24 protein-coding genes are annotated in these 25,139 nt (G+C 65.2%); 8 read left to right on the top strand and 16 right to left on the bottom strand.

Annotated features, from left to right (window positions below; translation table 11 throughout):
• Entirely contained in the window at positions 1–147 is a 147-nt protein-coding gene (locus tag FHS47_RS19550; RefSeq protein WP_208381815.1) for a hypothetical protein, read from the top strand.
• Here the strand turns inward: FHS47_RS19550 and FHS47_RS06180 are convergent.
• The 3 genes from FHS47_RS06180 to FHS47_RS06170 form a co-directional block, all read right to left on the bottom strand.
• Positions 107–1,228 (bottom strand): nitroreductase family protein, encoded by a 1,122-nt coding sequence (locus tag FHS47_RS06180; RefSeq protein WP_208381814.1) that lies wholly within the window; start codon positions 1,226–1,228, stop codon positions 107–109. The genes FHS47_RS19550 and FHS47_RS06180 overlap by 41 nt on opposite strands.
• Positions 1,229–1,366: 138 nt before the next feature.
• The gene (locus FHS47_RS06175) at positions 1,367–1,867 is read right to left on the bottom strand and encodes a GNAT family N-acetyltransferase (protein ID WP_167024430.1); all 501 of its coding nucleotides are present in this window, start codon (positions 1,865–1,867) and stop codon (positions 1,367–1,369) included.
• Positions 1,842–2,777, bottom strand: coding sequence for a LysR family transcriptional regulator (locus FHS47_RS06170; protein ID WP_167024427.1), 936 nt, complete (start codon positions 2,775–2,777; stop codon positions 1,842–1,844). The genes FHS47_RS06175 and FHS47_RS06170 overlap by 26 nt, the downstream gene beginning before the upstream one ends.
• 163 nt (positions 2,778–2,940) lie before the next feature.
• On the opposite strand from FHS47_RS06170, the gene FHS47_RS06165 reads away from it, so the two are divergent.
• Both FHS47_RS06165 and FHS47_RS06160 read left to right on the top strand, forming a co-directional pair.
• Positions 2,941–3,729: an NAD(P)H-dependent oxidoreductase gene (locus FHS47_RS06165; RefSeq protein WP_343203512.1), complete on the top strand. Its 789-nt coding sequence runs from the start codon at positions 2,941–2,943 to the stop codon at positions 3,727–3,729.
• A 12-nt stretch (positions 3,730–3,741) separates the two neighbouring features.
• Positions 3,742–4,917 (top strand): MFS transporter, encoded by a 1,176-nt coding sequence (locus tag FHS47_RS06160; protein WP_167024424.1) that lies wholly within the window; start codon positions 3,742–3,744, stop codon positions 4,915–4,917.
• A gap of 12 nt (positions 4,918–4,929) precedes the next feature.
• Here FHS47_RS06160 and guaA read toward each other — a convergent pair whose 3' ends face one another.
• From guaA to folD, 3 genes are all read right to left on the bottom strand, one after another.
• Complete coding sequence (gene guaA, locus FHS47_RS06155) at positions 4,930–6,486, bottom strand: glutamine-hydrolyzing GMP synthase (RefSeq protein ID WP_167024421.1); 1,557 nt, start codon at positions 6,484–6,486, stop codon at positions 4,930–4,932.
• An 89-nt stretch (positions 6,487–6,575) separates the two neighbouring features.
• Positions 6,576–8,030 (bottom strand): IMP dehydrogenase, encoded by a 1,455-nt coding sequence (gene guaB / locus FHS47_RS06150; protein ID WP_167024418.1) that lies wholly within the window; start codon positions 8,028–8,030, stop codon positions 6,576–6,578.
• A 189-nt stretch (positions 8,031–8,219) separates the two neighbouring features.
• Positions 8,220–9,074, bottom strand: a complete 855-nt coding sequence (gene folD, locus FHS47_RS06145; RefSeq protein WP_167024415.1) for a bifunctional methylenetetrahydrofolate dehydrogenase/methenyltetrahydrofolate cyclohydrolase FolD — start codon at positions 9,072–9,074, stop codon at positions 8,220–8,222.
• Positions 9,075–9,179: 105 nt separating this feature from the next.
• On the opposite strand from folD, the gene FHS47_RS06140 reads away from it, so the two are divergent.
• A complete protein-coding gene (locus FHS47_RS06140; protein WP_167024412.1) occupies positions 9,180–9,758 on the top strand; it encodes a GNAT family N-acetyltransferase in 579 nt (192 codons plus the stop codon).
• Between the two features lie 38 nt (positions 9,759–9,796).
• On the opposite strand, the gene moeB is transcribed toward FHS47_RS06140, so the two are convergent.
• The 8 genes from moeB to ndk form a co-directional block, all read right to left on the bottom strand.
• Positions 9,797–10,966: a molybdopterin-synthase adenylyltransferase MoeB gene (gene moeB, locus FHS47_RS06135; protein WP_167024409.1), complete on the bottom strand. Its 1,170-nt coding sequence runs from the start codon at positions 10,964–10,966 to the stop codon at positions 9,797–9,799.
• A gap of 31 nt (positions 10,967–10,997) precedes the next feature.
• A complete protein-coding gene (der, locus tag FHS47_RS06130) occupies positions 10,998–12,395 on the bottom strand; it encodes a ribosome biogenesis GTPase Der (RefSeq protein WP_167024406.1) in 1,398 nt (465 codons plus the stop codon).
• A gap of 21 nt (positions 12,396–12,416) precedes the next feature.
• Positions 12,417–13,616 (bottom strand): outer membrane protein assembly factor BamB, encoded by a 1,200-nt coding sequence (gene bamB / locus FHS47_RS06125; RefSeq protein ID WP_167024403.1) that lies wholly within the window; start codon positions 13,614–13,616, stop codon positions 12,417–12,419.
• Complete coding sequence (locus tag FHS47_RS06120) at positions 13,613–14,263, bottom strand: tetratricopeptide repeat protein (protein ID WP_167024400.1); 651 nt, start codon at positions 14,261–14,263, stop codon at positions 13,613–13,615. The genes bamB and FHS47_RS06120 overlap by 4 nt, the downstream gene beginning before the upstream one ends.
• A gap of 152 nt (positions 14,264–14,415) precedes the next feature.
• Positions 14,416–15,381 carry a helix-turn-helix domain-containing protein gene (locus FHS47_RS06115; protein ID WP_167024398.1) on the bottom strand — a complete coding sequence of 322 codons (966 nt, stop codon included), beginning with the start codon at positions 15,379–15,381 and terminating at the stop codon, positions 14,416–14,418.
• A gap of 89 nt (positions 15,382–15,470) precedes the next feature.
• The gene (gene pilW / locus FHS47_RS06110; protein ID WP_167024395.1) at positions 15,471–16,241 is read right to left on the bottom strand and encodes a type IV pilus biogenesis/stability protein PilW; all 771 of its coding nucleotides are present in this window, start codon (positions 16,239–16,241) and stop codon (positions 15,471–15,473) included.
• On the bottom strand, positions 16,231–17,355 hold the full coding sequence (gene rlmN / locus FHS47_RS06105; RefSeq protein ID WP_208381813.1) for a 23S rRNA (adenine(2503)-C(2))-methyltransferase RlmN: 1,125 nt from the start codon (positions 17,353–17,355) through the stop codon (positions 16,231–16,233). The genes pilW and rlmN overlap by 11 nt, the downstream gene beginning before the upstream one ends.
• 8 nt (positions 17,356–17,363) lie before the next feature.
• Complete coding sequence (gene ndk, locus FHS47_RS06100) at positions 17,364–17,789, bottom strand: nucleoside-diphosphate kinase (protein WP_167024392.1); 426 nt, start codon at positions 17,787–17,789, stop codon at positions 17,364–17,366.
• A gap of 245 nt (positions 17,790–18,034) precedes the next feature.
• Here ndk and FHS47_RS06095 point away from each other — a divergent pair, with 245 nt between their 5' ends.
• The 4 genes from FHS47_RS06095 to FHS47_RS06080 all read left to right on the top strand — a co-directional run bounded on the left by FHS47_RS06095 (position 18,035) and on the right by FHS47_RS06080 (position 23,421).
• Positions 18,035–18,697, top strand: a complete 663-nt coding sequence (locus tag FHS47_RS06095; protein WP_167024387.1) for a TetR/AcrR family transcriptional regulator — start codon at positions 18,035–18,037, stop codon at positions 18,695–18,697.
• A gap of 34 nt (positions 18,698–18,731) precedes the next feature.
• Complete coding sequence (locus tag FHS47_RS06090; protein ID WP_167024384.1) at positions 18,732–21,101, top strand: 3-hydroxyacyl-CoA dehydrogenase/enoyl-CoA hydratase family protein; 2,370 nt, start codon at positions 18,732–18,734, stop codon at positions 21,099–21,101.
• 52 nt (positions 21,102–21,153) lie between these two features.
• Positions 21,154–22,362 carry an acetyl-CoA C-acyltransferase gene (locus FHS47_RS06085; protein WP_167024381.1) on the top strand — a complete coding sequence of 403 codons (1,209 nt, stop codon included), beginning with the start codon at positions 21,154–21,156 and terminating at the stop codon, positions 22,360–22,362.
• Positions 22,363–22,494: 132 nt separating this feature from the next.
• Positions 22,495–23,421, top strand: coding sequence for an MBL fold metallo-hydrolase (locus FHS47_RS06080; protein ID WP_167024378.1), 927 nt, complete (start codon positions 22,495–22,497; stop codon positions 23,419–23,421).
• Positions 23,422–23,439: 18 nt separating this feature from the next.
• On the opposite strand, the gene FHS47_RS06075 is transcribed toward FHS47_RS06080, so the two are convergent.
• Both FHS47_RS06075 and FHS47_RS06070 read right to left on the bottom strand, forming a co-directional pair.
• On the bottom strand, positions 23,440–23,775 hold the full coding sequence (locus FHS47_RS06075; RefSeq protein WP_167024375.1) for a tRNA-binding protein: 336 nt from the start codon (positions 23,773–23,775) through the stop codon (positions 23,440–23,442).
• Between the two features lies 1 nt (position 23,776).
• Positions 23,777–25,051 carry an FAD-binding oxidoreductase gene (locus FHS47_RS06070; RefSeq protein WP_167024372.1) on the bottom strand — a complete coding sequence of 425 codons (1,275 nt, stop codon included), beginning with the start codon at positions 25,049–25,051 and terminating at the stop codon, positions 23,777–23,779.
• Positions 25,052–25,139 lie beyond the last annotated feature (88 nt).

Genomic DNA, 25,139 nt, shown 5'->3' with positions numbered 1-25,139 from the left:
ATGAACACCATTTCGATCGTTACCGGCGCCAACCGCGGCCTCGGCCGCAACACCGCGCTCAGCATCGCCCGACTCTACATGGTGAAGGAATTCGGCAGCCGCGGCATCACCGCCAACACGATCGCCCCGGGTGCGTCCGGAGAATGACGTGCTCGACCGGACGGCGAAGCGATCTCGGCATCTCAGGACCGTACCCGAATCTCATCACGAGATCCGGCCGACGACCGCCGATGCCAAGATAGGTGGCAAATTGCCCCCGCACGGCGGGAACCTCGACCGGCTGATTGATGAAGGCATGCCGGAGTTGGAGAGCCGTCGCCTGAAGGGCGAAACGCTGACTGCAGCGTCCGGCTTCGGCCCAGTAGGCGGGTTCGTTCTTGTCCGAGACGAACACGGCAACGCCGGCCGAGCTTCTGAGCTGGCTCTCATATTTCCGGTTTTCAGCATTCTTCGTGAACACTAGATTGAGGATCAGACGACCCATCCAACCCGGCAGCACTGGATTGCCGGAGGATTTCGAAAACAAGCCGTCTCGCGTCGAAAGGGCTTCGCCATAGTTGAATCGTATCCACGATTTCAATTCTTCCGTGAATGCGACATCGTCCATCTGCGCACTGTTCCCCGCGATCAGATAGGAGAGGATCTCCTCGCGCTGCTCCCGCTCCGTGAAAAGCAGCATCCGTACGCCTTGACCGTTTCCTGCGGCTTCCAGGAGCCGGAGATGTTCGGGTGGGACCGAGCGCCCATCATAGACCGTGCGCGTCGATTGACGATGCGGAATAGCGTCGAACAACTCTGTCCGCTCGGGCGGCGCAGCCTCCAAGTCGACCCGAATTCCGCGCCGATCGGGATCGTAGCGCTGAACTGCCTGAAGTCCGAAAGCGCGGGCGGCTTGAACCATGTTCTCGACGGCGCAGCCGAGGCTGGCGAACACATGATGATCGTCGGGATCGACAGCGGGCAAGCGGCGCCGGAAATCGGGCAACACCAGGATGGAGCGATCCGAGAGGCAAAATTGCCAAGGCTGCGTGTTATGGCTGTTTGCCGCCAAGGTGGCATAACGGACAAGCTCTCGTTGGGCCGACGCCGACGGCAGATCGGTGGTGTCGCTGTGTCGCCACGTGGCGTTGACAGCTTCCTCATAGCCGGAATGGTCGCGCGCATTCAGCACAAACGCCGTTGCGCCACCCATTGCGATAAGCCCGCCTCCGGTGGCAAGCGCGGACAAGAAGACACGCCGGCTTTGATGGACCTCAGACATGATAGTCAGGTATCACGGAGGGGCTAGGCGGATTTTGATCTGAATCAGGTTTGCGGTCAGAACTCTCCGGCAGATTGGGAGTAACGCTGAAAGCTCGCGTCGTTGTTACACGTGCTCAAGGGGTAATTCCAAATAAGTGACGACCTTGCCATTGCCGAGAGATGCCGTGCCCACAGGCCTGAAGCCCAGCGCTTGATGGAACGCATCAGAGGCAGGGTTCGGCGGGTCCGAGTTGACTTCGCATACGATTCGATCGTGCCCCACCGCTTGAGCTCGATCGATGAGCTTCCGATAAAGAGCCTTGGCCAAGCCTTTCCCACGCGCAGCTTGTGAAGTCACCACCCGATCCACGTAGATAAAACGAGAGTAGCGGGCACGAAACCACAGGAAATTGGGGCTGTCATAGTCCGCAGCTTGATCGAAAGCGATCAACATCGCATCGGCACGACCAACCCGCTCAGCCATGAAGGCCCTGTCGATCAGTGTCATCAGGCGATCTTCGTCCACCCATGAAAGCTCGACCGCATGGTCGTTATTCAGCTTTACCAGGGCAGTGAGCAAACCCTCGGATTCGGATAAATCATGCTTGCTTATGGTGGTTATCATGTTGTGTCTCTAAGTCCCCTACCAGACTTCCGATCAGATCTCGGACCCAGCGGTGGCCCGCATGCCTGTGACATCTCTCGTGCCAGATCAGGCTGACATTGAATTGTTCACCTAGCCAGGGCAGGTCAACCATCGTGAGTTTTTCGGATTGCCTGAGAAACAGGCGCCTCGGCACAAGTGCAACCAAATCGCTATCCAAGACGATCTCCGGCAGTAACAAGAAGGAGGCCGCTGACAAGACGACGTTGCGCCGGTAACCAAGTGTCGCCAGAGCACTGTCCACCGGTGTTTCGAAGTCGCCACCCCGCCGTGACACCACGACGTGCTCCAGTTCGACATATTCGTCGATGGTCATACCCGCTTTCAGCCGAGGATGACCGTGCCTTCCTATAAGGACATAACTTTCGTCGAATAAGTGGCAGGTCCGCAGGTGCGGGGCCGGCCGCTCGGGCGTAGCGATAACAAGATCGATTTCGTTATTCCCCAGTTGCTGCTCCATCAGCTCGGGCACCAGATGCCTCACGGCCACCCGTACTCCCGGCGCCGTCTGCCGGAGAGCCAAGACGAACGGCATCACCACGGCTGCCTGGATGTAGTCGGTACAACCGATCGATACGGTCAGTTCTGCCTTGCTGGGATCAAAGTCCTGATGAGAACGTAGCGCACTGCGCACGTGATCCAGCGCGTCTCTCAGTTGCGGTGCAAGTTCGATCGCCTTGGCAGTCGGGATCATGCCTCGACGTGTCGGGAGCAGAAGCGGGTCGTCAAACAAATCCCTAAGCCGTGCCAGTTGCGCGCTTACAGCCGGCTGACTGAGGTGCAGTCGATCTGCCGCTTTTGTGACGTTTTGTTCGGCAAGCAGCACGTCGAGCGTCACCAAGAGATTGAGATCGATGCGACTGTCATTCATTCCGTCTGTTCCTGGTCGCTGTGCAATCAATGGCGCCAACGTGGCGACCAGCAGTCAGGTATCCGCCATATGGATATCACGGGCTAGCATAATCGATTTCACAAATCTTGTTCAGATGCCCATGTTTAGGGGGACACCACTCTCAACAAACAGAGGCCGTCTCGTGAAAAGAAATATTCTCATCGTTTACGCGCACCCTGAGCCCACTTCGTTGACACGGCAACTGGTCGACGTGACCGCTGAGACGTTGTCGGCGGCGGGGCACACCGTGGTCCATTCGGACCTCTACGGCATGAAATGGAAGGCGGTGTACGACGCCGACGACTTTCCAGTACGCAACAACCCTGAACGACTGTCGTTCATCATGGAGTCCGGCCATGCTTACGCGAACGGACATCAGACGCCCGACGTGATCGCCGAGCAGCAGAAGCTGCTCGAGGCCGATGCTGTCGTCCTGCAATTTCCGCTGTGGTGGTACGGCGTGCCCGCGATCCTGAAGGGCTGGATAGAGCGGGTGTATGCCTTCGGTTTTGCCTACGGCTATCGGAATGGCTCCAACCAGTTCCGCTTTGGCGAGGGCATCCTCAAGGGCAAGCGGGCGCTGGTCAACGTGCAGGCAGGCGGCCCAGTGGCCGATTATGGCCCGCGGGGTATCAACGGGCCGATCGAGCAACTGTTGTTCCCGCTAACCCACGGCGCGCTGTTCTACCCCGGCATGGACGTGCTCCCGACGCACGCGGTCTATGGCGCGGGCCACGTTTCCACGGCGGAGGAAGTGGACGCGATCAAGGCAGCTTGGCGAGTGCGTCTTGCCGGGCTATTCACCGACAAGCCGATTCCCTTCCGTTTGCAAAACGGCGGCGACTTCCCCGATCGCCATACCATGGCCGACCACGTTGCTCCGGACCAGAGCGGCCTCGCCGCGCACTTTGCCGATCTGGTCGACGCATAAAGGGCAACACCGATGTCGCCTGCATTGTTCGCGCTTGCCGTGGCGGCCTTCGCCATCGGCACGACGGAGTTCGTCATGATCGGGCTTGTCCCGGAATTCGCGCGCGATCTTGCGGTGACGATACCCCGAGCGGGCCTGCTTGTGACTGGCTATGCCCTAGCCGTGACCGTTGCGGCGCCGACGGTCACGGCCCTTACCGGAAGGCTTCCCCGCCGCGGTCTTGTGGTTGGACTGATGGCTCTGTTCACGCTCGGCAATCTGCTTGGCGGCGCTGCGCCGACTTATGAAGTTCTGCTGGCCGGGCGGATCGTGACCGGAGTGGCGCACGGCGTGTTCTTCGCCGTCGGAGCGCCGATTGCGATGAGCCTGGCGGATCGTGAGCGCGGCGCGCGAGCGGTGGCGACGATGTTCGCAGGCCTCACCCTTGCCATGGTCATCGGTGTCCCGTTCGGCACCATCGTCGGACAGAACCTCGGGTGGCGTGCACCGCTGCTGGCTGTGGCTGTGCTCGGGTGCCTCGCGACAGTGCTATTGCGACTTCTGTTGCCGAGGGAAATCCCCCATTCTCGGCCCGCCGGATGGCAGTCGCAGTTCGCCGTACTGATGAAACCCCGCCTCTTGGCGCTCTACTTCATCGCCATGACCGGGTTCGGCGGATCATTCGTCGTTTTCACCTTTCTCGCGCCGCTGCTGATGGAGGTCACCCACGTGTCTCCGGCCGCAGTCAGTTTGGCGCTCATGACATTCGGCGTAGCTGCGGTAGTCGGGAATGTTGGTGGCGGCAGGCTTAGCGATGCGCTCGGCACGCGGCGCGCCCTGATAGCAGCGCTGGTCGGTCTCGTCCTGGCGCTTGCGACGCTGCCCTTTTCGGCCCCGCACGTCCTGACCATGTTCGCCAACCTGCTCCTCTGGTCTGCCTGCTGCTTCTGTCTCGGCCCCATCGTTCAGTCGGGTGTGATCGCAGCCGCGGAAGAGGTCGCGCCCGACGCGGTCGCGACGGCGTCGGGCTTCAACATCGCCGCGTTCAACTTGGGCATCGCCATATTCTCGGCGATCGGCGGCCTGCTCGTGAGCGGCCCCGGGATTTTGACGACGCCCTGGGGAGGCGCAGCCGCTGGCTGCGCTGCGCTTGTCGCCAGTTTGTTCGTCCGCTCATGGCGGCCGAGGGCACCGCGCGAGACGGTCTGAAACGACCTTAGATCATTCCCACTCGATCGTCGCCGGCGGCTTCCCCGAGATGTCATAAACCACCCGAGAAATACCACGCAACTCATTGATAATACGAGTTGAACACTTATCGAGGAAGTCGTACGGCAGGTGTGCCCAGTGTGCCGTCATGAAGTCGATCGTCTCCACCGCGCGCAGCGCGATCACCCACTCGTAGGCCCGACCGTCGCCCACCACACCCACGGAGCGGACCGGCAGGAACACCGCGAACGCCTGGCTCACCCGGTCGTACAGGCCATGGGCCCGCAGTTCCTCGATGAAGATGTTGTCCGCGCGCTGGAGCAGGTCTACGTATTCCGGCTTCACCTCGCCGAGCACGCGCACGCCGAGGCCAGGACCCGGGAACGGATGGCGGTAGACCATCTCGCGCGGCAGGCCCAGCTCGACACCGATGCGGCGCACCTCGTCCTTGAACAGTTCGCGCAGCGGCTCCACCAGCTTGAGCTTCATGTGCTCCGGCAGACCGCCCACGTTGTGGTGGCTCTTGATGACGTGCGCCTTGCCGGTCTTGCTGCCGGCGGACTCGATCACGTCGGGGTAAATCGTGCCCTGGGCCAGCCACTTCACGCCTTCGAGCTTCGCGGACTCCTCATCGAACACCTCGACGAACAGTCGGCCGATGACCTTGCGCTTGGCCTCCGGATCTTCCACGCCGGCCAGCGCGTCGAAGAAGCGCTGCTTCGCGTCCACGCGAATGACGTGCACGCCCATGTGCTCGGCCATCGTGGACATGACCTGGTCGCCTTCCTGGTACCGAAGCAGGCCAGTGTCGACGAAGACGCAGGTGAGCTGGTCGCCTATGGCCTTTTCGAGCAGGGCCGCCACCACCGAGGAATCGACGCCGCCGCTCAGGCCCAGCAGCACGCGATCGCTGCCGACCTGGGCGCGCACGCGCTCCACCGCGTCGTCGATGATGTGAGCGGCATCCCAGAGGGTGGCGGAGCCACAGAGGTCGACGACGAAGCGGCGCAGCAGTTCCATGCCGCGCTTGGTGTGGGTGACCTCGGGATGGAACTGGAGGCCGTAGAAGCGGCGCTTGTCGTCCGCCATGGCCGCCAGCGGCAGGCTGGACGTGGAGGCGGTAACGCTGAAGCCTTCCGGGATCGCGGTGACGCGATCGCCGTGCGACATCCACACGCCCAGCGACTCGCCGTCCTGCACCACGGTCTCGAAGAGTGCGCAGTTGCCGAAGGTGATGGTGGCCGGGCCGAACTCGCGATGGTGCCCTGCTTCGACCTTGCCGCCGAGCTGTTCGGCCATGGTCTGCATGCCGTAGCAGATGCCGAGCACCGGCACGCCCAGCTCGAACACCACCTGGGGCGCACGCGGGGATGCGTCTTCGGTGACCGACTCGGGGCCGCCCGAGAGGATGACGCCGCGCGGCGCGAAGCCGCGGATCTCCTCCGGCGCGTGATCCCAGGCCCACACTTCGCAATAGACGCCGATCTCGCGGATGCGGCGGGCGATCAGCTGCGTGTACTGCGAACCGAAGTCGAGGATCAGGATCTTGTCGCTATGGATGTCGGTCATCGTGGCAGCCTGCGGATTGAATAGCTGAAAAAGCAGAACGCCCACTTGCGGCGGGCGTCCTGGGTCACCTGGAGCGAGCGCTACGCGCGTCAGTCCAGGCGGTAGTTCGGTGCTTCCTTCGTGATCTGGATGTCGTGCGGATGCGCTTCGCGCACGCCCGCGCCGGTCACCTTCACGAACTGGGCCTTGGCGTGGATTTCCTCCACCGTGGCCGCGCCCATGTAACCCATGGAGGCACGCAGGCCGCCGATGAGCTGATGGATGATGTTGCGCAGCGGCCCGCGGTACGGCACGCGGCCTTCGATGCCTTCCGGCACGAGCTTGTCGGCGTCCGCTTCGTCCTGGAAGTAGCGGTCCTTCGAGCCCAGCTGCATGGCGCCGATGGAGCCCATGCCACGGTAGCTCTTGTACGAGCGGCCCTGGAACAGTTCGACTTCGCCCGGGGCTTCCTCGGTACCGGCGAACATGGAGCCGAGCATCACCGACGACGCACCGGCGGCCAGCGCCTTGGGAATGTCGCCCGAGTAGCGGATGCCACCGTCGGCGATGAGCGGGATCTCGCCCTTCAGCGCCGTGGCCACGAGATCGATGGAGGTGATCTGCGGCACGCCGATGCCGGTGACGATGCGGGTGGTGCAGATGGAGCCAGGGCCCACGCCGACCTTCACGGCGTCGACGCCTGCGTCGAGCAGCGCACGCGCCGCCTCGCCCGTGACGATGTTGCCGGCGATGACCTGCACCTGCGGGAAGCGCTTCTTCACCCAGGCAGCGCGGTCGATCACGGACTGCGAATGGCCGTGCGCGGTGTCCACCACGATGACGTCGACGCCGGCAGCAACCAGCGCTTCCACGCGCTGTTCGGTGTCGCCGGCCACGCCGACGGCGGCACCGACCACGAGACGCTCGTGCGAGTCTTTGGCGGCGTTCGGGTTGTCACGGGCCTTCTGGATGTCCTTCACCGTGATGAGGCCACGGAGCTGGAAGCCGTCGTTGACGACCAGGACCTTCTCGATGCGGTTCTTGTGCAGCAGCTGCAGCACTTCGTCGTGCGTGGCACCCTCGCCCACCGTGACCAGGCGGTCTTCGCGGGTCATGATGTTGCGCACCGGGTCGTCGTGCTTGCGCTCGAAGCGCAGGTCGCGGCTGGTGACGATGCCGACGAGCTTTTCGCCGTCGACCACCGGCACGCCGGAGATGTTGTGCGCGCGGGTCAGCTGGAGCACTTCGCCGATGGACGTGTCGGGACGCACGGTGATGGGATTGCGGATGACGCCGGCTTCGAACTTCTTCACCAGGCGCACTTCGGCGGCCTGCTGCTCGAACGTCATGTTCTTATGGATGATGCCGATGCCGCCGTTCTGCGCCATGGTGATGGCAAGGCGGGCCTCGGTGACGGTGTCCATGGCGGCGGACACAATGGGGATGTTCAGGCGGAGACCGCGCGTGAAGCGCGTCGAGGTGTCCACATCGCGCGGCATGACCGTGGAGTGGCCGGGAACCAGAAACACGTCGTCGTAAGTGAGTGCCTCGGCAAGGATGCGCATAGCATTAGTCCCGCGAGTAAATCGCGGCATTATAGCGTGCAATGCAGCAAAGCGACAGAGCAGATTCTTGTGGGAGCCGGCTATTTGTGGGAGCCGGCTATGCCGGCGAACCCGCGGCAGCGGGCGAGCCCGACGCAAGCACCCATCGCCGCTGAAGCGGCTCCCACAGAGAGCCGAGCAGGCCACGTTTCAGCCGTCGATCGCCTCGGCAGCCTCAAGCGTGTTTTCCATCAGGGTAGCAACGGTCATCGGGCCGACGCCGCCGGGAACCGGCGTGATCCACGAGGCGCGCTCCGCGGCCGGGGCGAATTCCACGTCGCCGACGAGCCGGCCGTCTTCAAGGCGATTGATGCCCACGTCCACGACCACCGCCCCCGGCTTGACCCATTCGCCCTTCACCAGTCCGGGCTTGCCGGCTGCCACGACGAGGATGTCGGCCTGACGCACGAAGCTGGCTAGATCCTGGGTGAACTTGTGGCAGCAAGTCACTGTACTTCCTGCGATAAGCAGCTCGAGAGCGAGCGGCCGTCCCACGTGATTCGACACGCCGACGATCACGGCGTGGCGCCCTCGCACCGGCCGGTCGGTGTGCCCGAGCAGGGTCATCACACCCTTCGGGGTGCACGGACGCAGCCCGAAACGGCGCAACGCAAGGCGGCCGACGTTCACCGCCTGGAAGCCGTCTACGTCCTTGCCCGGGTCGATGCGATCGACCAGGGCGTCCTCGTCGATGTGCTCGGGCAGCGGCGACTGCACGAGGATGCCGTGCACGGCGGGATCCGCGTTAAGGTTGTCGATCAGCGCGAAGAGTTCGTCCTGCGTGGTCGAGGCCGGCAGGTCGTAGCCGAACGAATTGAAGCCAACCTGCTGGCAGGCGCGGCGCTTGTTCTTGACGTACACGGCGGAAGCCGGGTCGTCGCCCACCAGCACGACGGCGAGGCCGGGCGCGCGGCGACCGTCGGCCACGCGCCTCGCCACACGGCGGGCGATGTGCTCGAGCAGTTCGTGGGCGATGCGCTTGCCGTCGAGAATACGTGCGGTCATGGATGATTCGCCCTGCGGAAACGCTGCATTATCGCCGAATCGTCGCCGAACACACAGGTGCCGCCGTGCAGGGACATCACGCGGGTGGTCTGCATAGAATGCGCGATGGCCATCGATACCCTTCCCTATCCCACCGATCTGACCGACGGCGTAGTGACCTTGCGCGCGCATCGCAGCGGTGACGCCGAACCCCTTGCCGAGGCCGTTCGCGAATCGGTCGACACCGTCGGACGGTGGCAGGACTGGTGCCATGCCGGGTACGACACCGCGGATGCCGAACAATGGATGGCGCTCGCGAGGAAATCCTGGCTGCTGGCCGACGGGTTCGAGATGCTCGTCGTCGATGCGAACACCGACCGCATCCTTGGCGGCATGGGCGTCAATCAGCGGAACAAGGAGCAGCGGTTCGCCAATCTCGGGTATTGGGTCCGTCAGTCGGAACAAGGACGCGGCATCGCCACCCGCGCAGGGCGGCTGGCCATCGGCTTCGCATTTGCCTCGGTACGGGTCGCCCGGCTGGAAATCGTGGTGGCCGAGCACAACCTGCCCAGCCGCAGAACGGCTGAACGACTTGGAGGTACTTTCGAAGGAATACTTCGCAAGCGATTGGTTTTAAAGGGTGAATCGCTTGACTGTGCGATGTACTCGGTGGTCGCCGGCGACCCCGCGGCTTCCGCTCCTTAGAGCCCCGTTGGGGAAGTGCGCGGCGCGCGAAGAGCCCCTCAGCCCGCCGCAGCGCACATGCGTTCGAGGTCCCGATATCCCTCGAACATGGCGTCCGCTCGACAACCTGGGCAATGCGGATCGCGGCGCAGGGTCAATTCGCGGAAGCGCATGCCGAGGGCGTCGTACGTCAGCAGGCGGCCGACCAGGGGCTCGCCGATACCCAGTAGCAGCTTCAGCGTCTCTGTCGCCTGGACGAGGCCGATGAGGCCGGGCAACACGCCGAGCACCCCCGCCTCGCTGCAGTTGGGTGCATCGGCCGCGGAAGGCGGCTCCGGAAACAGGCAGCGATAACAAGGGGAATCGTCTCGCCTTGGGTCGAAGACGCTCGCCTGCCCCGTGAACCGTTCGATGGCCGCGTACACCATGGGCACGCCGAGGCGCCGAGTGGCTGCCGCCAGGAGGTAACGCGTGGCGAAATTGTCGGCGCCGTCGATCACGATGTCGTGCTCGCGGAGCAGCGTCTCCACGTTCTCTGCGCACAAGCGCTCCGGCACAGATGTAACGCGCACGCGCGGATTGAGTGCCGCCAGGGTCATCCGCGCCGACTCCGCCTTGCCCAGGCCGACGCGGGCGTCGGCGTGGATCACCTGGCGATGCAGGTTCGACCGCTCGACCCGATCGTCGTCGATCAGGGTGATGTGGCCGACACCGGCCGCGGCCAGATACAGCAACGCCGGCGCACCGAGGCCACCGGCGCCGATCACGGCAACGCGCGCTGCCGCCAGCTTCGCCTGCCCCGCTTCGCCCACCTGGGGCAGAAGTATCTGGCGCGCGTAGCGCTCTGCGGCGTCCGTATCGAGCATGCCGGCGCTCACCGGAAGGCCGGCAGCCTTCCACGCGCCCATGCCACCCGCGACCGAGGACACGTGGCGATAGCCCATTCGCTGCAACGCCTCGGCGGCGAGCAGCGAGCGCTGCCCGCTCCCGCAAAGCACGAGGATCTCGCGGTCACGGTCGGGCTCGGATTGCTCGATGCGAAGTTCGAGGAACCCGCGCGACAGCCCTAGGGCGCCGGCCGGCGTGCCGCTGGCCCGCTCGGTCTCCTCGCGCACATCGACAAGGAGTGCCCCTCGTCCTTGCCGGACCAATGCCTCGACAGGCGACAACTCGCCCACGTTCGCACGAATCGAAGCAAGCCAACGGTCGCGATCGAGACCCTCGGTCATACCGGACTCCCAGCAGTTACTTTGCAGTCGCTTATTTCTCGCGTCGCTTTGCGTTGCGGATCATGCGCTGGCGACGGCGCTGCTGGCCTTCCGTCAGCACATTCTTGCGGCCGGCGAAAGGATTCTCGCCATCGCGGAAATCGATACGCACCGGCGTGCCTTCCAGGCGGAAGCGCTTCCGGAAGAACCCCTCCAGGTAGCGACGATACGCCGGCGCGATGTGCTTGGTACGGCTGCCATGGATGACGATGGTAGGCGGGTTCGAGCCGCCCGGATGCGCGTAGCGCAGCTTCGGCGCATGACCGCGCACCAGCGGCGGCTGGTAGGCCTCGTAGGCCTTCTCCAGCGTGCGCGTGAGTTCGCTGGACGACAGCTCCTTCGTCGCCGCCGCATGAGCGCGGATCACCGCCTTCATCAATTCGCGGAGACCCGAACCGTGCAGCGCAGAGATGAAGACCGTCTTTGCCCAGTCGGCGAACTGCAGGCGTCGCTCGAGGGCCTTCTGGGTCTGCTCGCGCTGGTAGCTGTCCATGCCGTCCCACTTGTTCACGGCAATGACGAGTGCCCGGCCTTCCTCGATAGCGTGACCGATGAGCGTGAGGTCCTGGTCGGCCAGGTTCTCCCGCGCATCGATCATCACGATCGTTACCTGCGAAGCAGCAATGGATTGCAACGTCTTGATAACGCTGAACTTCTCTACTGCCTCTTCCACGCGCGAGCGGCGACGCACGCCGGCGGTATCCACCAGCGTGTAGCGGCGTCCGTCGCGCTCAAGCGACACCCGGATCGGATCGCGGGTGGTGCCGGCGAGGTCGGACACGATGAGGCGGTCTTCGCCCAACAGGCGATTGATGAGCGTGGACTTGCCCGCGTTCGGTCGGCCCACGATCGCCACGCGAATGCCCTGGTCTTCCAGAGCCGGATCGTCGTCGCGGTCGTCCGGGAGGTGCGGCAGCGCCTTGGCCACCAGCGTGTCGACGCCGCGGCTGTGCGCCGCCGACATCGGCAGCGTCTCGGCGATGCCGAACGAGGCGAACTCGCCCATCGCGACCAGCTCGTCCACGCCGTCGGTCTTGTTGACCACGACGATGATCGGCTTGCCGCTGCGGCGAAGCTCGGTGAGGATCGATGCGTCGAGCGGCAGGATGCCCTCGCGCGCGTCGACCACGAAGACAAGCAGGTTCGCTTCCGAGATGGCGGCGCGAACCTGCTGGGCGGTGAGACCTTCGATACCTTCGTCGCTTCCCGACAGGCCGCCGGTATCCACGACCACGAAGGGTCGGGGACCGAGGCGGCAGACACCGTAGTGCCTGTCGCGGGTGACGCCGGGCATGTCGGCGACGAGGGCGTCCCTGCTGCGCGTCAACGCGTTGAAGAGGGTCGACTTACCGACGTTGGGGCGGCCGACCAGGGCGACGACGGGCAACATGGGGGTACATCATTCCTTGGATCAGTTCGCCGGGATGCGGTAGGCGCCGATATGGCCCTCGACATCCTCGACGTAGACGGTATCGCCCACCACAAGGGGCTGGGCACGAATGGCTTTCTTGGACAGGCGCTCGCGGGCCACGATCTTGCCGTCGCTGCTGTCGAGCCAATGGATGTGGCCGTCGAGATCGCCCACGACCACATAGTTGCCCTGCACCGCCGGGCCGGTGAGCCAGCGATACTTCAGGGCGCTTTGCTTCCAGATGTTGGCGCCGCCGGACTTGTCGTAGGCAAGCACCTCGGAAACGTCGTCCACACCGAACACGGCATTGCCGTGCACATCGAGCGAAGTGAAGGTGGACAGCGCGTGGTTCCACAGCGGGCGGCCGCTGGGACCGTCAATGGCCGTGAGCTGGCCGTGGTAAGCCGCGCCGTAGAGGGTGCTGCCATCGAGGACCAGCGCGCCGTCGGCGTCGGAGAGACGGTCGATTTCGGTACGGCCTTCGCCGGTGGCGAGCGTCTGCTCCCAGAGCTTCTCACCGTTGTCGAGGCGCAGTGCCACGAGCTTGCCGGCATCGCTGCCGAAGAACACCACGCCGTTGGCCACCAGGAGGCGGCTGTTGCCGCGCAGGCTGAGCAGCGGCACCTGCGACTGGTCGTAAACCCAGCGGCGCTCGCCGGACTTGGCGTCGATGCCGTAGACGCGGCCGTCGTTCGTGCGGACCACCACGAGATCGCCGACGATCACCGGCGCGGTGATGACTTCCGAGGACACCTCGGTGGCCCAGCGGCGTTCGCCGTCCTTCGCGTTGATGCCGTACAGGTGGCCGTCCAGCGTGCCGATGGCCACCAGATCGCCGGCCGCACCGGGGCCGCCGGAGAAGCGGGCGTCTTCGCGCTTGGCGTCGCCCCAGCCGAACCAGCCGTGCTGGCGGGTGCTCTTCGACCAGAGCTTCTTGCCGGTGGACGCTTCGAACGCGGCGATCTTCCCGTCCGTGCTGGCGGCGTAGAGCACGCCGTCGGACACAGTCGGCCGCATGCGCACGCCGGATTCGGCGGCACCGTCACCGATGCTGGACTTCCACACGCGCTCGACCTTTAGCGTCGGCTCGAATTTCTTGTCGAGCGGGGTCGGCGGTTCGACGTTTTCCTTCTTGAACGAATGGCAGCCGGCCAGAACGACCAGCGACGAAGTCAACGCGATTGCCCAGAAACGTTTCATGCACCCTGCTTCCCGGCCACGGCCAGATCATCGAGTTTGGTTTGGACCACACCGCGCTGCGGTGCACTGTCGCCCATGGCGGCGATGGCGGCTTGGTAGGCCTTGCGCGCATCGTCGGGACGACCCAGCTTGACCAGCGCGTCGCCACGGAGTTCCTGCGAGAGCGCCACGAACGTCTTGCCGTCCATGCCGTCCAGGGCGGCAATGGCATCCTGCGGCTTGCCTTGCGCGTACTTCAGCTGGGCCCCGCGAAACGACACGAGGGCCTTGAGCGTGGAATCCTTCGCGTGGGCCTTCGCCCAGTCAAGGTCGCCCGCTGCCTTGTCGAACTGGCCGGCAAGGAGGTTGCGCTGGGCACGTTCGCTGGCGGCGAACACCGACCAGGCGGTGTCCGAGTAATCCTTGAGCAGGGTTTCCGTACGCATGTCGATCTCGTTGGCGCGGCTCTGGGCCACGGCAAGCTGCAACGCCGAGTATTCGCCGGCGGCGGCCTGCTCGTGGTTCGCCCGATGCGACTTCCACTGCTGCCAGCCGAAGATCAGCGCCAGGCCCAGGCCGATGCCCACGGCGATCGAGACGCCGTTCTTGCGCAGCCACTGCTGGACGCGTTCGCCCTGTTCGTAGTCGTCGTATACGTCGAATGCCATGCAATCACCCACTGCGCTCCGCGCAGCAAATCCGAGGGAGGGAACGAGCCCGGGCCGGCCATCGGCGATGACGGCACGGATCAATAGGCAAGGATACCCGAAAAGCACGGGCAGGCGGCGCCGCGCAGTGTGCGCACGGCGTGCCGCAGGGATCAGAGGGCGGTGGGCGAAGCCTTGCCGTCGCGGACGTCGACGCGGAACCGGGCCACATTGGCACGGCGGAACGCGTCCAGCTGCACCGGCTGCCCGTCGACCGTCACCTGGGCACCGGTGGCGTTACCGATGCGGACGTCGAGCTGGGAGTCGCTGCGGTACGACTTCTGCGTGCCGGCCGGCAGGATCCCGTACTCCAGACGCGAACCGTCGGCCGCCGTGACTTCCACCCAGCTGGCGGAAGGCAGGTTCAGCGTGAGGCTGTGCGCGCCCTGGCCAGACGCGTTGTCGGGCGTGGGCGCCGCGGAGGCCAGCGGTGCCTTGTTGGCCGTGGCGTGGTCGAGCGGCGGGAACATGGCCATGGAGGCCATCAGGGGCTGCTGGTCTTCCACACGGGGTTCGCCGGCGGCGACCGGCTTCGCCTCGGTGACGGCAACGCTGCCGCCCGCACTGGACGACGGCGCGGCAGGAGCGTCCTGCTGCGCCACCGGCGTGGCGTCGAGCGGGGAAAGACGCGCCATGTCGCGGTCGAGCGTGCCGCGCACACCCAGCCACACCATCGGCACGATGATCACCGCCGTCAGCACCACGTAGGTGGCCGCGGTGAGGTAACGCTCGAACAGATAACGGGAATGGGAGACGCCGCCGGTGACGACGAGCTCCGGCTGACGCGGCGTGAGGCGGGCGAGTTCGGCCTGGATGGCCTCTTCGTCCACGCCCACGTGGCGCCCGTATTTCGTGAGATACCCGGCGAGGTACACCTGGTAATCGATGCCGCCGTATTCGCCGGCCTCGAGCTGGCGCAGGAGGCGCGTCGGCAGGCGCAACGCCTGTCCGCAGGCCTCGATGCTGAAGCCGCGAGCTTCGCGCGCGGCGCGCAACCGGCTACCGAAGCCGGCGGCGGGCGCTGCGTGATCGATCAGCACGCGGCCCTCGTCGGCAGGGGCCTCGATTTGCGGATCCATGACATGCTCCCTGTGTGCATTCGGCTCGAGCCCGGCGAACAGGTCCTGTTCGCGTCCGTCCCGACCGGAAGAATTCGAAGATACTGGGGTCATTGACGTGCGGTGGCTTCGAGTGCGTGCGCGGGATCCGAATCCGGGAACCTTTCGCGCAGGCGTTTGGCGTAGTCCTGGGCACCCTCCCCGTTGCCCAGACGGAGCTCGATATCGTGACCGAGCTTCAACGAATCCGGACTCGGCGCCCCCAGCGCCTCGTAGCGTTGCAGGAAGGCACGCGCCCGGAATGCATCGTTCTTAAGGTACAACACGTGCGCCATCTGATACAGGGCGTCCGCGTTATTCGGATTGCGCTCGATCGCCTTGCGGAAATAACCCTCGGCGGCGTCGTAATCCTGAGATTGCAGCTGGCAGGTGCCCGCATTGCTGAGCGCGAGGTCCGGCGTTTCGTAGAACGGGTCGGCCAGGGCGCGATCGAAGTACGGCTTTGCCTCCGCCGGCCGATGCTGGGTGCACAGGAACACGGCGAGGTTGTTGTTCACCGAGCCCTTCTTCGGGTCGTATTCCACGGCCTTGCGATAGTGCAGTTCGGCATTCACCGGGTCGTTGATGCGCTCGTAGAGCACGGCGATAACCGTATGGGCCGGAACGTATTTCGGGTCGAACTGAAGCGCTTTCTGGAGTTTTTCCATGGCGCCCTTGAGGTCGCCGTTCTGCATGTAGCGCTGGCCAAGCTCCGTATAGACCTCGGCGCCCTTGGCGCGATCCTCCGCGGCCGTCGAAGGCCGGAGGCCCGAGCCGTCGCCCACGCAGCCGGCGCACGCGAACGCGAGCGCGGCCAGGAGTCCCCAACGCTCAAGCCGCATTCACCACTCCCTCTCCGAGTTTCTTGCGGAACTCCGCCTGCCGGCGGGTACGGTCCACGACCTGCCCCTTCAACTGACCGCAGGCGGCGTCGATGTCGTCGCCACGGGTACGGCGCAGCATGGTCAACACGCCCGCGTTGAGCAGTTGGGTCTGGAACGCGCGGATCTCGTCCTGGCCGGAACGCTCGAAACGCGTCCCCGGGAACGGATTGAACGGAATGAGGTTGACCTTGTTCGCCCCCGGAAGACGGCGCATGAACTTGATGAGCTGGCGCGCGTGCTCGGGCTGGTCGTTCACGCCCTTCATGAGCGTGTATTCGAAGGTGATCGAGGTGCGCGGCGCACGCTGGATGTAACGCTCGCAGGCGCCCATCAGCTCCGCCAGCGGGTAACGCTTGTTCAGCGGCACCAGCTCCGTGCGCAGTTCGTCGTTGGCCGCGTGCAGCGATACGGCCAGGGAGACGTCGCTTTCGGCGGAGAGGCGGTCGATCATCGGCACGAGGCCGGCCGTGGACAGCGTGACGCGCTTGCTCGCCAGGCCGAAGCCCAGGTCGTCGCGCATCAGGCTCATGGCCTTCACCACGTTGTCGAAGTTCAGCAGCGGCTCGCCCATGCCCATCATCACCACGTTGGTGATGCGGCGCTGCTGGTGCGGCACGTTGCCGAGATGTTTGGCCGCGACCCATACCTGGCCGATGATCTCAGCCGTGGACAGGTTGCGGGAGAAGCCCTGGGTGGCCGTGGAGCAGAACTGGCAGTTCAGGGCGCAGCCGACCTGCGACGACACGCACAGCGTGCCGCGGGTCGGCTCCGGGATGTACACCGTCTCGATGGCGTTGCCGCCATCCATGCCCAGCAGCCACTTGTGGGTGCCGTCGACCGCGCCTTTCTCGAACACGGTTTTCGGCGGGCCCACGTAGCAGCTGGCGCTGAGTTTTTCGCGCAACGCCTTGCCGACATCGGTCATCTTCTCGAAATTGCTTTCGAGACGGTGGTAGATCCACTTCATGACCTGCTCGGCGCGATACGGCTTCTCGCCGAGCTGGGCGAAGAAATCGCGCAGCCCCTGGCGATCGAAGTCGAGCAGATTGACCTTTTCGGCGGGCGTATTCACGGCATGACTCAGTGGGAGACGACTTCCGTCGTGCGGAAGAAATAGGCGATTTCCACCGCCGCGGTTTCCGGCGCATCGGAACCGTGGACGGCGTTGGCGTCGATCGACTCGGCGAAGTCGGCGCGGATCGTGCCCGGGGCGGCTTCCTTGGGGTTGGTGGCACCCATGAGGTCGCGGTTCTTCAGGATGGCGCCCTCACCCTCCAGCACCTGGATCATGACGGGGCCGGAGATCATGAAATCGACCAGCGCCTTGAAGAACGGACGCTCCTTGTGGACGGCGTAGAAGCCTTCGGCTTCGGCGCGGCTCAGCTGCGCCATGCGCGCGGCCACGACCTTGAGGCCGGCCTTCTCGAAGCGGGCAAGGATTTCGCCGACGACGTTCTTCTTGACGGCATCGGGCTTGATGATCGAAAGGGTGCGCTCCAGCGCCATACGGGTGCTCCGGGAATAGGAATAAGACAAGGAAGATCATGGGCGCCTTAGGGGGCGCCGGATGCCAGTTTACGGCTAAAGCCGTCCGGAATGACTGACTTAGCACACGAAATCTTGACAGATTCTAGCTGATCCGCAACCCCGTTGCAGGCGCATGTGCGGTCGCGGATTGACCGGCCCGGGCGGCCGGGCGTACTCTCAAACGATCGTTTGATTCAAACCCACCGCCTGCGGAGTCCGCCGACATGACGAGCGCACCCTACGCCTCCCGCGAACGCAGCACGAAAGAGCGGATCCTGGGCGCTGCCGAGGCCCTTTTCGCCACCCACGGGTTCGCGGGCGCATCGCTCCGTCAGGTGACGGCAGCCGCGCGGGTGAACCTGGCCGCCGTGAATTACCACTTCGGCTCCAAGGACAAACTCATCGAGGAAGTGTTTCGCCGCCGCCTCGACGAACTGAACAGCCGGCGCCTGGCGGCCCTGGGGAAAATCGCGAACCAGGACGAGACCCAGCTCGAGGATGTGCTCGACGCATACATCCGCCCGGCGCTCGACCTCTCGCGAACGGACGGCGGCGGCGCCGCCTTCGTCCGTGTGTTGGCGCGTGCCTATGCCGAGCACAACGACACCCTGCGCCGCTTCCTCTCGGACAACTACGGCCACGTGTTGCGCCAGTTCGCCGCGGAATTCGGACGCCTGCTGCCCGGCCTGGCCAGGGAAGAGATCTACTGGCGCCTGGATATCGTCACCGGCGCCCTGACATACGCCATGGCCGACTTCGGCATTATCCAGCGCAAGAGCGACGTCGCCGAGCGCGACCACCGCGAAGCAGCCGCGGACCATCTCATCCGCTTCGCCGCCGCCGGCCTGCGCAACCCTTCCGTTTCCAATTCCCCGGTCACCCGCTGACCGGGGAACGATCATTGAGCTATCGGAGAACACCATGACCGCAACACCGTTACGCATTCGCAAGGCCGCGGTACTCGGCGCCGGCGTCATGGGCGCGCAGATTGCCGCTCACCTGACGAACGCCAACGTGGAAACCGTGCTGTTCGACCTCCCGGCAAAGGAAGGCCCGAAGAGCGGCATCGCCATGAAGGCGATCGCCAACCTCGCCAAGCTGTCCCCCGCACCGCTGGCCGAAAAAAACCTGGCTGCCGCGATCGTGCCGGCCAACTATGAAGAAGACCTGGCCCTGTTGGCCGATGTCGACCTGGTGATCGAGGCCATCGCCGAGCGGATGGACTGGAAGCTCGATCTGTATACGAAGATCGCCCCGCACGTGTCCAAGACCGCCGTGCTGGCCAGCAACACCTCCGGCCTGTCGATCAACGGCTTGGCCGAAGCGCTGCCGGAAGAGATGCGCCACCGCTTCACCGGCGTGCATTTCTTCAATCCGCCGCGCTACATGCACCTCGTGGAGCTGATCCCCACGAAGCTCACCGACCGTGCGGTGCTGGAAGGCCTCGAAGCCTTCCTCACCACCACTCTCGGCAAGGGCGTGGTCTACGCCAAGGACACCCCCAACTTCATCGGCAACCGCATCGGCGTGTTCTCGATGCTGTCCACGATGCACCACACCGAGAAGTTCGGTCTCGGCTTCGACACCGTCGATGCCCTCACGGGCCCGGCCATCGGCCGCCCGAAGAGCGCCACCTTCCGCACGGCAGACGTCGTCGGCCTCGACACCCTGGCCCATGTCGTCAAGACGATGGCGGACACCCTGCCCAACGATCCCTGGCACGCCTACTTCCAGGCGCCGGCATGGCTGAAGGGCCTGATCGACAAGGGCGCCCTCGGTCAGAAGGCCGGGGCCGGCGTGTACCGCAAGGCCGGCAAGGACATCGTGGTGCTCGACCTGCAGAAGCAGGACTACCGTGTATCCGAGCAGAAGGCGTCCGACGAGGTCTCGGCCATCCTGGCCATCAAGGACCCGGCCGAGAAGTTCGCCAAGCTGCGCGCCTCGGCCGATCCGCAGGCGCAGTTCCTGTGGGCCGTATTCCGCGACCTCTTCCACTACACCGCGTATCACCTGGCCGACATCGCCGATACCGCGCGCGACGTCGACTTCGCCATTCGCTGGGGTTACGGGTGGAAGCTCGGCCCGTTCGAGCTCTGGCAAGCGGCCGGCTGGCAGCAGGTTGCCGGCTGGATCGCCGAGGACATCGCCGCCGGCAAGACCATGAGCAGCGCGCCGCTGCCGGCCTGGGTCACCGACGGCCGTAACGGCGTGCACGGCAAGGCGGGTTCGTTTTCGGCGGCCGACGGCGTCGAGAAGCCGCGCTCCAGCCACCCGGTGTACCAGCGTCAGGCGTTCCCCGACCCGATCCTGGGCGAGACGTTCGACAAGGGCAGCACGGTCTGGGAGAACGACGGCGTGCGCCTGTGGCATGCCGGCGACGATATCGGCGTGATCTCGTTCAAGACGAAGATGCACACGGTGAACGACCAGGTGCTCGACGGCATCCAGCATGCCATCGGTCTGGCCGAGCAGCAGTTCCGCGGCGTGGTGCTGTGGCAGCCGTCCGAGCCCTTCTCGGCGGGCGCCGACCTCAAGGGTGCGCTGGGTCTGCTTAAGGAAGGCAAGCTTGCGCAGTTCGAGGCCATGGTCGCGAACTTCCAGGCCACCAGCATGCGCATCAAGTACTCGCTGGTGCCCGTGGTGGCCGCGGTGCGTGGCCTTGCCCTCGGTGGCGGCTGCGAATTCCAGATGCACTCGGCGCGAACCGTCGCGGCGCTGGAAAGCTACATCGGCCTCGTCGAGGCCGGCGTTGGCCTGCTGCCCGCCGGCGGCGGCCTCAAGGAACTGGCCGTGCGTGCGGCCCAGGCCAACCCGGAAGATCCGTTCGAATCCCTGAAGAAGGTGTTCGAGACCGTGGCAATGGCCAAGGTGTCCACCAGCGCGCTCGAGGCCAAGTCGCTCGGCCTGCTGCGCCACGACGACATCGTGGTTTTCAACAGCTATGAACTCCTGCACGTGGCGAAGGCGCAGGCACGGGCGATGGCCGAGTCGGGCTACCGCCCGCCGTTGCCGGCGCGCGCCATTCCCGCAGCCGGCGACACGGCCACGGCCACCTTCAAGGCCTCGCTCGCGAACATGGCGGAAGGCTATTTCGCGTCCGCCCACGATATCGAGATCGCCAGCCGCATCGCCGACACGCTGTCGGGCGGCAAGATCGAACGCGGCTCGCTGGTCGACGAGGCATGGCTGCTGGCGCTGGAACGCCGCCACTTCGTGGAACTGGCGCAAACCGAGAAAACCCAGGCCCGCATCGCGCACACGATGACGACGGGGAAGCCGCTGCGTAACTGACGCGCACAGCGCTCTGACGCAGCCCACCTCCCCACTTAAAGGAAACACTTCCATGAGCAAGCAAGTGCAAGACGCCTACATCGTCGCCGCCACCCGCACCCCGGTAGGCAAGGCGCCGCGCGGCGTATTCCGCAACACCCGCCCCGACGACATGCTGGCCCACGTCATCCGTGCGGTGCTGGAACAGGCGCCGGGCATCGACCCGGCCATGATCGCCGACGCCGTCATCGGTTGCGCGATGCCGGAAGCCGAGCAAGGCATGAACGTGGCGCGCATCGGCGTGTTGCTGGCAGGCCTGCCCGAGCAGGTGCCGGGCGTCACCATCAACCGCTTCTGTTCGTCGGGCGTGCAGGCTATTGCGATGGCCGCCGACCGCATTCGCCTTGGCGAGGCCGACCTCATGCTGGCCGGCGGCACCGAGTCGATGAGCATGGTGCCGATGATGGGCCACAAGGTCGCCATGAACCCGGCCATCTTCGAGAACGACGAGAACCGCGCCATTGCATTCGGCATGGGTATCACCGCCGAGAAAGTGGCAGAGCGTTGGAAAGTGAGCCGCGAAGACCAGGACGCCTTCGCACTGCAGTCGCACCAGCGGGCCATCGCGGCCATCGCCGCGGGCGAGTTCAAGGACGAGATCACGCCCTTCCAGCTCGACGACCGCTATCCGGACCTGAAGAACCACAGCGTGCGTGAAGACCGCCGCATCATCGACACCGACGAAGGTCCGCGCCAGGACACGTCGCTGGAAGTGCTGGGAAAGCTGCGTCCGGTATTCCGTAACGGCCAGTTCGGCGGTTCGGTGACCGCGGGCAATTCCTCGCAGATGTCCGACGGAGCCGGCGCCCTGCTGATCGCCAGCGAGAAGGCCATCAAGGAATACGGCCTCACCCCGCTCGCCCGTTTCGTGGGCTTCTCGGTGGCCGGCGTAGCGCCGGAGGTGATGGGTATCGGCCCGAAGGAAGCGATCCCGAAGGCGCTGAAGCAGACGGGCATCACGCAGGACCAACTCGACTGGATCGAGCTTAATGAAGCCTTCGCAGCCCAGGCCCTTGCGGTGATCCGCGAACTCGGCCTCGACCCGGCCAAGGTGAATCCGCTGGGCGGCGCCATCGCCCTCGGCCACCCCCTGGGTGCCACCGGCGCCGTCCGCGCGGCCACGTTGATCCACGGCCTGCGCCGTCGCAAGCAGAAGTACGGCATGGTCACGATGTGCATCGGCACAGGCATGGGCGCCGCCGGCGTCTTCGAGGCTCTGTAACAAGGCCAGAGGATCACTCGTGTGGGAGCCGCTTCAGCGGCGATCCCGCGGCAGCGGGCACGCTACCGCGAGCACCCATCGCCGCTGAAGCGGCTCCCACACAGAGCGAAGGTTTGGAGCTAACCTCAGCCCATGCACGGCATCCACACCATCGACACGGGCTTTGCCCGCCCCTCCTTCGATGCGGCCTACCTGGTCGCCGAACGAGGCCGGGGCGCCTTCATCGACAGCGGTACCGCGCATTCGCTGCCCCGCTTCCTTGACGCGATCGCCGACGCCGATCTTCAGCCGAAAGACATCGACTGGGTGATCCTCACCCATGTCCACCTCGATCACTCCGCGGGTGCCGGTCAGCTGATGCGGCACCTGCCCAACGCCATGCTCGCGGTGCATCCTCGCGGCGCCCCGCACATGATCGACCCCTCCGCCCTTATCGCCGGTGCCGCCGCCGTATATGGCGGGGAGGACATCGTGCGCAGGGACTACGGCGACATCGTTCCCGTGCCGAAAGACCGCGTCATCGAAGCAGACGACGGCTTCGTCGTCGACCTGGCCGGCCGCGCCCTGCTCTGCCTCGACACGCCCGGCCATGCCCGTCACCACATCGCCATACACGATGAACGCTCCAATGCGTTCTTCACCGGCGACGTGTTCGGCCTTTCCTATCGCGAACTCGATTCGCCGGGTGGGCCCTTCATCATCCCCACCACGTCACCGGTCCAATTCGACCCCGACGCGGCTCACGCGTCCATCGAACGCCTCATGCGTTACGAGCCTGAGGCCATGTACCTCACGCATTACGGCAGGGTGACCGACGTGAAGCGGCTTGCCGGCGATCTGCACCGGTCGATCGACGCCATGGTTGCCATTGCTCGCCGACACGCCTCCGCTCCCGACCGCGAACAACGCATCGCCTTCGACTTCATCGATCTTTATGTCGAGCGTGCCCGCGCACAAGGCGTCACACTGACCACGGCGGAGATCGTGAAAGTGCTGGAGGTGGACATCCGCCTCAACGCCCAGGGCGTGCTCGTATGGCTCGACCGCCACTCCCGTTAAGCCCCTCCTGTGGGAGCCTCACGCCAGCCGGCTACCGTTTGGCACCGCTCGCTCGGTCGTGGTGATGACCACACCCTCGTCGGTATGGAAACCCGTCAGCAGGAATTGCGAGCGGAAGGGCCCGATCTGTTTTTCCGGGAAGTTGATCACACCGACGATCTGCTTGCCGACCAGTTCTTCTGCGCTGTAGATGGCCGCCACCTGCGCGCTCGTCTTCTTCTCGCCGTGCGGGCCGAAGTCCGCCCAGATCTTGTAAGCCGGTCGACGCGCTTCGGGGAATGCTTCGGCGCGCACGATCGTGCCCGCCACCAGTTGCACCTTCTCGAAGTCTGCCCAGCTGATTTCTTCGCTCATCTCATCCTTCCAGTCGCGACTTGAACCAGTCGCGCAATTCGTATTTCCAATAGGTGCCTTGCGCGGCCAGATAACCGAACGGCCGGTGTACCGGATCCAGGCCGAAGCCCGCGTACGCATCGAGCACCGGCTCCCCCGATGCGATGGCTTCCGCCAACGCTTCGCCGGCCGCGCATGTCGGTGCCAGCCCGTGGCCGCCGAACGCTTGTGCATACCATAGGCCGTTTCCATGCGTGCCCACCTGGGGCATTTCGTGACGTGCATAGCTCATCAGGCCCGACCATGCCTGCTCGACCCGCACATCCGCCAGCGACGGAAACACGCGTGCGAGGTCGCGCTTCAGGAGTCGTTGCACGGCACGTGGCGACCGGTCGCGCACCGAAATGCGGCCGCCCCAGAGCAGGCGCGTGTCGGCAAGCGGTCGATAGTAATCGAAGGCGAAGCGCGTGTCGTACACCGCGGCGCGCGTGCGCAGGCATTCGCCGAGTCGCTCGCCCAACGGTTCGGTCACCATCACATAAGTGGCAATGGGCAGCACCGCGCGATCGATGCGGCGGTCCAGTCCGGCAAGGTAACCGCCGCAGGCGAGCACCACGTTCGGGGTTTCCAGTTCGGCATCGCCCACACGCAGCACCCAGCGCGGGCCCCGACGTTCGAGCATGCGCACGCGCGACGATTCGTGGATGCGCACTCCCGCCCGTTCGGCCGCTTGCGCCAGACCACGCGCGTAGGCCAGAGGATCGATGTGCAGGGCGTTCCGCTCGTAGAGTCCATCGTGGTACCGGGGGCTGCGCACGAATTCGTGCATGGCGTCCTCGGGTATCCACTGCCAGTCCGCACCGTAATGTTCGGCAAGCAGACGCTGCCGCGAGCGCAGCACCGCGGCGTCGCGGAACCAGTTCGCCCAGACCACCCCCGCATCGACGGCGTCGCAATCGATACCCAGCACCGCGATCCGCTCGCGAATCAGATTCACCGCGTCCACCGTGCGCGCGTAAAGCGCGCGAGCCCGTTCCGGCCCTGCCTGCTCCAGCAACGCCGTTTCGCCCAGCGAATAGCCGGCGAAGACGAAGCCGCCGTTCCGGCCCGACGCCCCGAAGCCGATCCATTGGGATTCCAGGACGACCACGTCGCGCACGCCGCGGGCGGCCAATCCCAGGGCCGTATTCAGCCCGGCGAACCCGCCGCCCACGACGACGACCGCGGCCTCGCGCCGCCCTTGCGGCGGCGGCCGAAGCGCGGGGACGGTCGTTCGGTCGTGGTACCACGACGGCATCGGGCGGATTCTCAAGGTCAGGTGCGCCGTTGTACAAGACCGCGCGCCGGGGCGAAAGGTCCGTCCCTGCACACGTTCAGGCGTATGA

Origin of the sequence: Luteibacter sp. SG786, from assembly GCF_011759605.1 — a bacterium.
Lineage (GTDB): Bacteria > Pseudomonadota > Gammaproteobacteria > Xanthomonadales > Rhodanobacteraceae > Luteibacter.
The sequence above is the reverse complement of the archived record's forward strand: the minus strand, read 5'-3'. Positions and strand labels throughout refer to the sequence as shown.